Here is an 11,349-nt window from a genome sequence, read left to right on the forward strand (position 1 = left end):
GCCTCACTCCACCCCCCGCACCCGCACCCTCCCCACGACCTCCACCGTCCCGTCGTCCGTGACCCGCTCCACCACGACCCGCCCGTCCACCCTCCGCGACGTGTACCGCTCGATCTCCGCCTCCGCCCATCCGTCCCCGGCGTCCCGGACCACCAGCCCGCCACCGGTCCGCCCCACGGCCGGCGCCCACACCTCCAGCTCGTCGGCCCCGTCCCCGCCCCGCACCGGAAGCACCGCACCCGCCCGGGCGAACACCGGGATCCGCGACAGGGGCGCGTCCACCAGCACCTGCCCGGGCCCCTCGTACGCCCGGCCCGTCGCCGTGTCGTACCAGCGTCCGCGCGGCAGCCGCACCGCCCGCCGGTCCGTACCGCGTTCGAACACGGGGGCCACCAGCAACGCGTCCCCCAGCAGGAAGGCGTCGTCGCAGTCGCGCAGCGCCCGGTCCTCCGGGGAGCCCCACCACAGCGGCCGCACATACGGGGCGCCGGTCAGCCGCGCCAGCTGCGCCAGCGTCACGAAGTACGGCCGCAGCCGCTCCCGTTCCGCCAGCGCCGCCCGGGCGTGCTCCAGCACCTCCGGGCCGAACTCCCACGGCTCGCGCCGCCCCGCGTCGATCGCCGCGTGCGTCCGGAACAGCGGGAGCCACGCACCGAGCTGGAACCACCGCAGGAACAGCTCCGGCGACGGGCTCCCGTCGAAGCCGCCCACGTCCGGGCCGGAATAGGGCACCCCGCACAGTCCGAGCCCCAGCACCAGGGACAGCGAGGCCCGCAGCCCCGGCCACCCCGTCGACACGTCGCCCGACCACGTGCCCCCGTACCGCTGCATCCCCGCCCACCCGGAGCGCGAGAACAGGAACGGCCGCTCGTCCGGCCGGAGCCGCCGCAGCCCCTCGTACCCCGCCCGCGCCATGGCCAGCCCGTACACGTTGTGGGCCTCCCGGTGGTCACCGCCCCGGCCCTCCAGGGCGTGCCGCGCCGAACGCGGCAGCGTCATGTCACCGAACGGCGTGAAGGACACCGGCTCGTTCATGTCGTGCCACACCCCGGAGAACCCCTGCGCGAGCCGCTCCTCGTACAGCCCGCCCCACCACTCCCGTGCCGCCGGGTCCGTGAAGTCCGGGTACACGCACTCGCCGGGCCACACCACGCCCCGCACCTCGCCGCCCCTCGCGTCCCGCACGTACGCCCCCGAGGCCCCGACGGCGCGACCGCTCTCGTAGACCCGGTTCCCCCGCTCCGCCCGCACCCCCGGATCGACGATCGACACCAGCCGCACCCCCTCCTCGCGCAGCTCCCGCGCGAGCCCGGGCAGGTCGGGGAACCGCTCCCGGTCCACCGTGAACACCTGGTGCCGGTCGTAGTGGTCGATGTCCAGATGCAGCACCGAGAGCGGCAGGTCACGCTCCCGGTACCCGGCCACCACCCGCCGCACCTCCGCCTCGCTGCCGAACCCCCACCGCGCGTGCTGCGGCCCGAGGGCCCACGACGGCGGCAGCGCCGGCGCGCCCGTCAGCACCGTCCAGCCGTGGAGCACGCGCGCGGGGGTCCCGACGACGACCCAGCAGCGCAGCGGCCCGCCACCCATCCGCACCTCGCTCACGCCCGGCCGGTCGTGCCCGGAACCCGCGCCCTCCTCGCCCTCCCGCAGCGTCACCAGCCCGTCCCAGGAGTTGTCGTGGAAGGCCAGATGGGTCCCCGCGTCCGACACCACCAGCTGCACCGGCATGGTGATGTAGAGCGGGTCGTCGCCCGGGGCGAAACTGCCGCGCGGGTCGGTGTTCCACAGCCGGTACGTCCCGCTGCGCAGCCGTGGCCCGGCCGCCCGACCGCCCAGCCCGAAGAACCGCGCGTCGGCCGGCACCTCCGTCCGCTGCACCCACCGCGCGGGCCCCCCGGCGACCGGCTCCCACCACCGGGGCGGCAGGTCCCGCCGCAGCACCACCCCACCGGGCGTACGCACCTCCACCGCGCCGTTGCGCGACACGGCGACCGTCACCCGCTCCGAGACCACCCGCCAGCCGCCGCCCTTGTCGGGCTCCAGCACCGCGCGCGGGTCCGGCTCCGGGGGCCGGCCCGCCAGCGCGTACGAGGGCAGCGGCTCCGCCCCGTCCCAGCCCCAGAACACCGTGCCGCCGCTCGCCACGCAGACCCGCACCCGCGCCCGGGCGAACCGCACGATCCCCCCGCCCGGCAACGGCTCCACGCCCTCCACGGGCCCCGGAACCCGGGCCCGCTCCGCTCCCCGGGGCCGCAGCCCGACGGCGTCCGCCCGCCGCTGCCGCCATGCCGACCGCATCGCCCGCAGCCCCCGCACCGTGCTGAAGATCCTCACCGAGCGCACCAGATCACGACCGTCCATGCCGATCACCCTGCCACCCGCGACGAGGCCATCAGGGGCCGTTCAACTGGCGTTCACCCGTGGTGGGAGCACATATTCATCACGCCGACCATGGGTGGCGGACCCTGGTGCGAACAACGATCACATGGCATCGTCCTGTCAGCCGCGTCACGCGCACACCCCCGCACGTGCGCGCGACCCACGCAGACCCGCGTACAGGGACGCACAGCCAGGGAGCAGCCCCATGACCACAGAGCACGCCCACTCCGAGCCGCTCTGGCAGCCCGACCAGGACCGCGTCGCCTCGGCGGCGGTCACCCGCTTCCAGGCCTGGGCCGCCGAGCGGCACGGGGCACCGGCCGGCGGCGGCTACGCCGCCCTGCACCGCTGGTCGGTCGAGGACCTCGACGCTTTCTGGCAGGCGGTCGCCGAGTGGTTCGACATCCGGTTCTCCACGCCCTACGAGCGCGTCCTCGGCGACCGCTCCATGCCCGGCGCGCAGTGGTTCCCCGGCGCCACCCTCAACTACGCCGAGCACGCGCTGCGCACCGCCGCCGACCGGCCCGACGCGCCCGCCCTGCTCCACGTGGACGAGACGCAGGAAGTGACGCCCATCAGCTGGGCCGAGCTGCGCCGCCAGGTGGGCGCCCTCGCCGCCGAGCTGCGAGCCCTCGGCGTACGCCCCGGCGACCGCGTCAGCGGCTACCTGCCGAACGTCCCGCAGGCCGTCACCGCCCTCCTCGCCACCGCCGCCGTGGGCGCCGTGTGGACCTCCTGCGCGCCCGACTTCGGCGCCCGCAGCGTCCTCGACCGCTTCCAGCAGGTCGAGCCGGTGGTCCTGTTCACCGTCGACGGCTACCGCTACGGCGGCAAGGAACACGACCGCCGCGACACGGTCGCCGAGCTCCGCCGCGAGCTGCCCTCCCTGCGCGCGGTCGTGCACATCCCGCTCCTCGGCACGGAAGCACCCGAAGGCGCCCTCGAATGGTCCGCCCTCACGGCGGGCGAGCGGGAGCCGGTCTTCGAGCAGGTCCCCTTCGACCACCCCCTGTGGGTGCTGTACTCCTCCGGCACCACCGGCCTGCCCAAGGCGATCGTCCAGTCCCAGGGCGGCATCCTCCTGGAGCACTTCAAGCAGCTCGGCCTCCACTGCGACCTGGGTCCGGAGGACCGGTTCTTCTGGTACACCTCCACCGGCTGGATGATGTGGAACTTCCTCGTCTCCGGCCTGCTCACCGGCACCACGGTGGTGGTGTACGACGGCAGCCCCGGTTTCCCGGACACCGGCGCCCAGTGGCGCGTCGCCGAGATCACCGGCGCCACCCTGTACGGCACGTCCGCCGCCTACGTCATGGCCTGCCGCAAGGCCGGCGTCCACCCGTCCCGCGACCACGACCTCTCCCGGGTCACCTGCGTCGCCACCACCGGCTCGCCGCTCCCCCCGGACGGCTTCCGCTGGCTCCACGACGAGGTGCGGGACGACCTGTGGATCGCCTCCGTCAGCGGCGGCACGGACGTGTGCAGCTGCTTCGCCGGCGCGGTCCCCACCCTCCCCGTCCACATCGGCGAGCTGCAGGCCGCGTGCCTGGGCACCGACCTCCAGGCCTGGGACCCGCAGGGCGAACCGGTCGTCGAGGAGGTCGGCGAGCTGGTCGTCACCAACCCCATGCCCTCCATGCCGATCCGCTTCTGGAACGACCCGGACGGCAGCCGCTACCACGACAGCTACTTCGACATGTACCCGGGCGTGTGGCGCCACGGCGACTGGATCACCATCACCGACCGCGGCTCGGTCGTCATCCACGGCCGCTCCGACTCCACCCTCAACCGGCAGGGCGTCCGCATGGGCAGCGCCGACATCTACGAGGCCGTCGAACGCCTCCCGGAGATCCGCGAGTCCCTCGTCATCGGCCTGGAGGAGCCCGACGGCGGCTACTGGATGCCGCTCTTCGTCCACCTCGCCGAGGGCGCCGCCCTGGACGACGACCTGATCGCCCGCATCAAGGCGACCATCCGCGCGGAGCTGTCCCCGCGCCACGTGCCGGACGAGATCATCCAGGTCCCCGGCGTGCCGCACACCCTCACCGGCAAGCGCATCGAGGTCCCGGTCAAGCGCCTCCTCCAGGGCACCGACCTGTCCAAGGCGGTCAACCCCGGCTCCGTCGACAACCTCGACCTGCTCCGCTTCTACGAGGACCTCGCCCGCGAGCGGTCCAAGAGCATCCGATGACGGCCGACGCCTCCTTCTGGACCGGCGAGCGGGTACGGCTGCGGGGCATCGAACCGGAGGACTGGCAGGCGTTCATGGAGTTCGACGCCCACACCGGGCACCAGCGCTCCGTGGACGTCCTCCACCCGCCGCGCTCCGCCGAGCGCTACCACGCGTGGGCGGCCGAACAGTCCGTCGCCGCACCGGACGGGGACGACTTCCGGCTGGCCGTCGAAGCCCTGGACACCGGCGACGTCGTGGGCAGCCTCGCCACCAACGGGGCCGACCCCCACAGCGGCCGTTTCCGGTACGGCGTCGGCATCGTCGGCGAGCACCAGCGGCGCGGCTACGCCTCGGACGCCGTGGTGCTGCTGCTGCGCTACATGTTCGGCGAGCGGCGCTACCACAAGTGCGAGGCGGGCATCCACGCCTTCAACGACGCCTCGCTCGCCCTGCACCGCCGGCTCGGTTTCGTCGAGGAGGGCAGGCTGCGCGACCACGAGTTCTTCGCCGGACGCCACCACGACCTGGTGCTGATGGGCATGACCGCCCCGGAGTTCGCGGCGCGGCACCCCTTCGGGAAGCTCTGACTCAACCGCCGTACGTGGCCTCGGACTCGCCCAGCACCCCGGCGAGGTCCGAGGCCAGCCGCGCCGCGTCGGCGGGCTCCAGCTCCGCCGTCGTGACCCGGACGCCCGTCGGCGAGGCGATCCGGAACCGCGCCCCGGCCGCCACCCACCAGCCGCACGACCGCAACCCGTTGACCACGGCCGACTCGTCGCGCACCGGAACCCACACGTTCAGCCCGCTCGCCCCGTGCGCCCGGACGCCGTACCGCGCCAGTTCCCCGACGAGCGCCCCGCGCCGCTCCGCGTACACCTCCTCGGCCCTGCCCACCAGCCGCCGCACCGCCTCGTCCGCCATCAGCCACGCCGCGGTCTCCTGCAGTACGTGACTGATCCAGCCGGACGTCAGCAGCAGCCGCCCGTCGTGCCGGGCCAGCGTCGTGGCGTCGCACGCCAGCCCCGCCCACCGCAGGTCGATGCCCAGGTGCTTGGACACCGTCCGCACCTGCGCCCACCGCGGCAGCCCGGCCGCGGCGAGCGAGTACGACGGCGCGCCCGACATGTCCGCGTTGTGGTCGTCCTCGATCACCAGCACCTCGGGAAACGCGCTCAGGACGTCCGCCAGCGCGTCCCGCCGCTCCCGCGAGAAGCACGCCCCCGTCGGGTTCTGCCCGCGCGGACTGCACACCATCGCCCGCGCCCCCGCCCGCAGCGCCGTCCGCAGCGCCTCGGGGACCATGCCCCGGTCGTCCACCGCCACCGGCACCATGCGCAGGCCCAACGCCGGCACCAGGTCCAGCAGGTGGTGGAAGCCCGGGTCCTCCACCGCCACGGAGTCGCCCGGCTTCAGTTCCGTCGACAGCAGCCGCCCCACGCAGTCGAGCGCCCCGTGCGCGAACGTCACGCACTGCGCGGGCACCCCGTCCCGGGCGAACCAGTCCCGGGTGAGCGCCTCCAGGGACGCCAGCCGCGGGGAGGCCCGGTGCGAACCGGGCACCGGCGGCACCCTCGACGGTGGCGCGAGCTCCGGCAGGAACGCCGGGTCGGGATACCCGCCCCCCAGGTTCCGTACCCCGTCGGGCACCCTCGGCGGCCGCCGCGACCCCACCGCCGGGGCCTGCGCCACCACGGTGCCGCCGCGCCCCCTGGTCACCACGATCCCGCGCTGCCGCAGCTCCTTGTAGGCGGTCGCCACCGTGCCGGGGCTGACCCCCAGTTCGTCCGCGAGCCGCCGCACGGGAGGCAGCGCGGCCCCCGGCACCAGCCTCCCGCCGGCCACGGCGCGTTCCACCGAGGCCGAGATGTCCCTCGCCGTCGACCCCGAGAAACCATATTGTGCTGTCACGTACCGAACTATGTATCAATACAAAAGCGTCGTCAAGGGGGAACGGTGACCAGGACCAAGGACCGGCCGGCACTCGCACAGCGCATACCGGGAGGACGCGACGGCCGCCGCATGCTGCTCGTCTCCCTCATCGACAAGATCGGCACCGGCCTCTGGGCGACCGCCCTCCCGCTCTACTTCACCCAGGTCACCGCCATGACGGTCGCCCACGTCGGCCTCCTCGTCGGCATCTCCGGCGGCATCGGCGTCGCCGGCGCACCCCTCGCCGGACGCCTCGCGGACCGCTTCCCCGTCACCCGGGTCCTCATCTCCGCCCAACTGCTCCGCGCCGCCGCCCTCCTCGCCCTCCTCACCACCCACGACCACGCGCTCCTCCTCGCCTACTCCGCCATCGGCGCCCTTCCCGACCGCGCCTCCGGCGTCCTCACCAAGCTCTACGCCGCCCGCCTCGCGGGCCCCCGACGGGCCCGCTACCAAGCCGTCAACCGCACCGTCGCCAACATCGGCTGGGCCATCGGCGGCCTCGGCGCCGCCGCGGCCCTCGCCGTCGCCACCACCACCGCCTACCAGACCCTCCTCATCGGCAACGCGCTCTCGTACGTCGGCGCCGCCGCCCTCACCCTCCGCTGCGCCGAACCCCCGTCACCGGTCCGCATCGCCGCCACCTGCACCACCCCCGCCCCGATCGTTCCCGCCAAACCGTCCAACCCGTGGCGCGACCGCACCTTCCTCCTCTACACCGCCACCGAAGCCGCCCTCTTCCTCGACGACGCGATCCTCCAGGTCGGCATGCCGCTGTGGATCGTCCACGCCACCGACGCCCCCGTCGGCCTCGCCCCCCTCCTGCTCGTCCTCAACTCCGTACTCGTCGTCCTCTTCCAGGTCCCCCTCGCCCGCTTCGGCACCACCCCCGCCGCGGCCCGCACCCTGCTGACCCCGCTCGCCTGCCTCTTCACCACCGGCTGCCTGGCCTTGGCGGCCTCGGCCGCCGGCGACCGCTGGACCGCCGTCGCCGCCCTCACCACCGCCGCCGTCGCCCTCACCTTCGCCGAAATGATCCACGCCACCGCCTCCTGGGAACTCTCCGTGGCCCTCGCCCCCGCCGACGCCCAGGGCGCCTACCTCGGCGTCCACGGACTCGCCGCCTCCGCCCAGCGCAGCGCCGGACCCCTCCTCGTCACCGCGGCCATCACCGCCGGCCCCCTCGCCTGGCCCGTCCTCGGCGCCGCCTTCACCCTCACCTGCCTCGCCCAGCACCGCCTCGTCCGCCGCCGACTGCCCGACACCCCACTGTCAGTGCCGCCGATTACGGTGAGTGAGCACCGATGAACAAGGGGGAGACATGGCACGCAGCACGGACGCCACGACCATGCGACGCGCACTGCGCAGGGAAGTACCGAGCACCGTCGGCCTCCTCGCCGACGACGAGGACTTCACCGCGATGCGCCGCCGCTACCGCACCTTCACGTTCGACGACCACGAGACGTACCTCGCCCGCGTCGAGGAGCTCCTCGAAACCCTCGCCACCGAAGGCGGGCACACCACCGTCGCCCTCTTCGACCCCGAGGACTACGCCGACTACTGCACGCGCACAGGACTCGACCCCGACAGCCCCGCCAGCCGCAGCCGCTTCACCGCCGAGGTCGCCGCCACCGGCGCCTCCGTCGCCTACACCGGCCAGCCCATCGACAGCCTCGTCCCGCTCCTCGTCCACCGCGCCGTCCGACAGGCCACCTGGGAGTACGCCACCATGCTCCTCACCGACATCGGCGAATGCGCCGACTGCGGCCAGGACATCGGCCGCTCCGCGTTCGACCAGGCATCCCACACACTGGCCCGGCTGCTCGAAGAAGCCGGCCCCGGCACCCACCACCTCGTCTGCAGCGTCCCCGCCGACGAACAGCTCCTCGCCGTCCTCCACGCCGAACGGCCCCCCACCGGCCCCGCCGTGCTCGACCCCACCGAAGCAGCCGAATTCGTCACCGTCCTCGCGGCCGGCATCGCCCTCGAAAGCCCCGGGGGCCTCGTCCTGCGCACCACCACCCCGGCCGCTCCCGACCGCGTCCACGGCTGGCGCCTCGACCGCGGCCGCCTCACCCCCCTCACCGAGGCCGAGGTCTTCAACGCGTACTGCACCGACGCCGACACCGGGGAGCCCCTCCCACCGGAACCAGGCGTCGACTACCGCGCCGGCTTCCCCCTCACCCCCGACGACCAGTGGCCCACCCACCACTGATCCCGGACAGCGAAAAGGGGCTTCCCCGCCCACCGGCGGGAAAGCCCCTCCACGACCCGCGCCCGGGGACTATTCCCCCGACAGCACCGCCTGCGCGGCCAGCCGCGCCTCCTCGGCGGTGTCCGTGGCACGCGCGGCCGCCGCCGCCCGCTCGCACTGCGCCAGCGTGTACTTGGCCAGGGTCGCCCGCACATACGGAATCGACGCGGAACCCATCGACAGCGAGGTGACCCCCAGGCCCGTCAGCACACACGCCAGCAGCGGATCCGCGGCCGCCTCACCGCACACACCGCAGCTCTTGCCCTCGGCCCTCGCCGCCTCCGCGGCGAGCGCCACCAGGTCGAGGAGCGCCGGCTGCCACGGGTCCTGCAACCGCGACACCGCACCCACCTGCCGGTCGGCGGCGAACGTGTACTGCGCCAGGTCGTTCGTCCCCAGCGACAGGAACTCCACCTCCTGCAGAAGGGAACGCGCCCGCAGCGCCGCCGACGGGATCTCCACCATGGCACCGAACTTCGCCCGCAGCCCCGCCTGACGGCACGCCTCCGCGAAGGCCCTGGCATCCGTACGGTCCGCCACCATCGGCGCCATGACCTCGAGGTACACCGGCAGCCCCTCGGCCGCCTTCGACAGCGCCGACAGCTGCGTCCGCAGCACCTCCGGGTGGTCCAGCAGCGTTCGCAGCCCCCGCACACCCAGCGCCGGGTTGGGCTCGTCGGCGGGCGTCAGGAAGTCCAGCGGCTTGTCCGCACCCGCGTCCAGCACCCGCACGACCACCCGGCCCTCGGGGAAGGCCTCCAGCACCTTGCGGTACGCCTCGACCTGCTTGGCCTCCGACGGCGCCTTCTCGCTGTCGTCCAGGAAGAGGAACTCGGTGCGGAACAGCCCCACACCCTCGGCCCCGGCCTCCACGGCCGCCGGCACATCGGCCGGCCCGCCGACGTTCGCCAGCAGCGGCACCTTGTGCCCGTCCGACGTCGCACCCGGACCGGTGGCCGCCGACAGCGCCGCCTTGCGCGCGGCAGCCGCCTGCTCGAGCTCCGCCCGCTTCAGGTCGCTCGGCTCCACGAAGATCTCACCCGTGCTGCCGTCCACCGCGATCACGGTGCCCTCGGCCAGCTCCCCGGCCCCGGGCAGCGCGACCACGGCGGGCACACCCAGCGCCCGCGCCAGGATGGCGCTGTGGCTGGTCGGCCCGCCCTCCTCCGTCACGAACCCCAGCACCAGGGCCGGGTCCAGCAGCGCCGTGTCCGCCGGAGCCAGATCCCGCGCGATGAGCACGTACGGCTCGTCGCTGTCCGGCACACCCGGCATCGGTACACCCAGCAGCCGCGCCACGATCCGGTTCCGCACGTCGTCCAGGTCCGCGACCCGCCCCGCCAGGTACTCCCCGGCACCGGCGAGCAGCGCCCGGTAGGCGGCGAACGCGTCGTACACGGCCCGCTCGGCCGTGCTCCCCACGGCGATACGACGCTCGACGTCGGCCATCAGCTCGGGGTCCTGGGCCATCATGGCCTGCGCCTCGAGCACCGCCTGCGCCTCGCCGCCGGCCAGGTTGCCGCGCGCGATGAGGTCGGCCGCCACCGCCTCGACGGCCTGGCGGGCGCGCCCCTGTTCGCGCTCCGCCTCCTCGGCCGGGATCTGCTTCGCCGGCGGTTCGAGGACGGCCGTGCCCATGTGGCGGACCTCGCCGATCGCCACACCGTGGCTCACGCCGACGCCCCGCAGCGTTGTCTCCATTACACCTGTCTCCGATCGAGTGGCGGCCGGACCGCCACGTTGTATGTCCCGACCCGCTGCAGCCGCCGACGGCGGCACTGACGTCACCGCCAGGAGAAGAGGGAGTCGCCGGCCTTCACGTCGCCGTCCTCGACGACGTCGTTCAGGGAGTCGGCGGTGGCCTCCAGGGCCACGACGGGGCAGATCGGCGACTTGCCGGCCGCTTCGACGGCGGCGGGGTCCCAGCGCACGACGGCCTGGCCGCGCGTCACGGTGTCCCCCTTCTTCACGAGAAGCTCGAAGCCCTCGCCGTTCAGCTGCACGGTGTCGATGCCGAGGTGCGTGAGCACCCCGTGCCCTTCGCCGTCCACGACCACGAAGGCGTGCGGGTGCAGGGACACGACGATGCCGTCCACGGGCGCCACGGCCGCCGAGGCCTCACGCACGGGATCGATGGCGGTACCCGGGCCGACCATGGCCCCGGAGAAGACCGGGTCGGGCACGGCGGCGAGTCCGATGGCGCGGCCCTCGAGCGGCGACGTCACGGTGGTCATGGGGAGCCTCCCAGGGGTGGAGATTCTGTGTCGCCGTCACTGCCTGTCCTGGACGGCGTACTGATCAGAAGCGTATGTCATGAGAAGTCCGGGTTCCGCCCGAGTAGTCCGGTTCGACGGCCTAGCGGCCACCGGAAGCGATTTGCCTCAACTACCCACGGGCGGTAGGGTCGTACCCCTGCTTGACCACGACGCAACTCTGAGTCGGAGGTCGGCAGCGACTCTCACAAGCCGGATCCTAACTGGTCTACACCACTGGTCTACACCTCTGTGTGCCCACGAGTGTGGTCAGGGGGTCGGAAAAAGGCTGATAGAGTCGGAGCCGCCGGAAAGGGAAAGCGCGAAAACGCAGAACGGCCCGGCAGCCCGCTCCAGCG

General features: G+C 73.8%; 8 protein-coding genes. 4 read left to right on the forward strand and 4 right to left on the reverse strand.

Going from position 1 to position 11,349, the window contains the following annotated elements:
- Positions 1-3: 3 nt before the first annotated feature.
- On the reverse strand, positions 4-2,364 hold the full coding sequence (locus tag A4V12_RS00400; protein ID WP_064067125.1) for a glycoside hydrolase family 31 protein: 2,361 nt from the start codon (positions 2,362-2,364) through the stop codon (positions 4-6).
- 223 nt (positions 2,365-2,587) lie between these two features.
- Here A4V12_RS00400 and A4V12_RS00405 point away from each other — a divergent pair, with 223 nt between their 5' ends.
- A complete protein-coding gene (locus A4V12_RS00405) occupies positions 2,588-4,573 on the forward strand; it encodes an acetoacetate--CoA ligase (RefSeq protein WP_064067114.1) in 1,986 nt (661 codons plus the stop codon).
- Entirely contained in the window at positions 4,570-5,142 is a 573-nt protein-coding gene (locus A4V12_RS00410; RefSeq protein WP_064067115.1) for a GNAT family N-acetyltransferase, read from the forward strand. Before A4V12_RS00405 ends, A4V12_RS00410 begins: the two co-directional genes overlap by 4 nt.
- 1 nt (position 5,143) lies before the next feature.
- Here A4V12_RS00410 and A4V12_RS00415 read toward each other — a convergent pair whose 3' ends face one another.
- Complete coding sequence (locus A4V12_RS00415) at positions 5,144-6,463, reverse strand: aminotransferase class I/II-fold pyridoxal phosphate-dependent enzyme (RefSeq protein ID WP_079136703.1); 1,320 nt, start codon at positions 6,461-6,463, stop codon at positions 5,144-5,146.
- A gap of 45 nt (positions 6,464-6,508) precedes the next feature.
- Between A4V12_RS00415 and A4V12_RS00420 the strand changes: the two genes are divergently transcribed.
- Both A4V12_RS00420 and A4V12_RS00425 read left to right on the forward strand, forming a co-directional pair.
- Positions 6,509-7,792, forward strand: a complete 1,284-nt coding sequence (locus tag A4V12_RS00420; RefSeq protein WP_350497988.1) for an MFS transporter — start codon at positions 6,509-6,511, stop codon at positions 7,790-7,792.
- Positions 7,793-7,805: 13 nt separating this feature from the next.
- Positions 7,806-8,699 (forward strand): hypothetical protein, encoded by an 894-nt coding sequence (locus tag A4V12_RS00425; protein WP_107415274.1) that lies wholly within the window; start codon positions 7,806-7,808, stop codon positions 8,697-8,699.
- A 69-nt stretch (positions 8,700-8,768) separates the two neighbouring features.
- Here A4V12_RS00425 and ptsP read toward each other — a convergent pair whose 3' ends face one another.
- Both ptsP and A4V12_RS00435 read right to left on the reverse strand, forming a co-directional pair.
- The gene (gene ptsP / locus A4V12_RS00430) at positions 8,769-10,439 is read right to left on the reverse strand and encodes a phosphoenolpyruvate--protein phosphotransferase (RefSeq protein WP_064067118.1); all 1,671 of its coding nucleotides are present in this window, start codon (positions 10,437-10,439) and stop codon (positions 8,769-8,771) included.
- An 83-nt stretch (positions 10,440-10,522) separates the two neighbouring features.
- Positions 10,523-10,972 carry a PTS sugar transporter subunit IIA gene (locus tag A4V12_RS00435; RefSeq protein WP_064067119.1) on the reverse strand — a complete coding sequence of 150 codons (450 nt, stop codon included), beginning with the start codon at positions 10,970-10,972 and terminating at the stop codon, positions 10,523-10,525.
- Positions 10,973-11,349 lie beyond the last annotated feature (377 nt).

The organism is Streptomyces noursei, assembly GCF_001646665.1.
GTDB lineage: Bacteria > Actinomycetota > Actinomycetes > Streptomycetales > Streptomycetaceae > Streptomyces > Streptomyces lavendulocolor.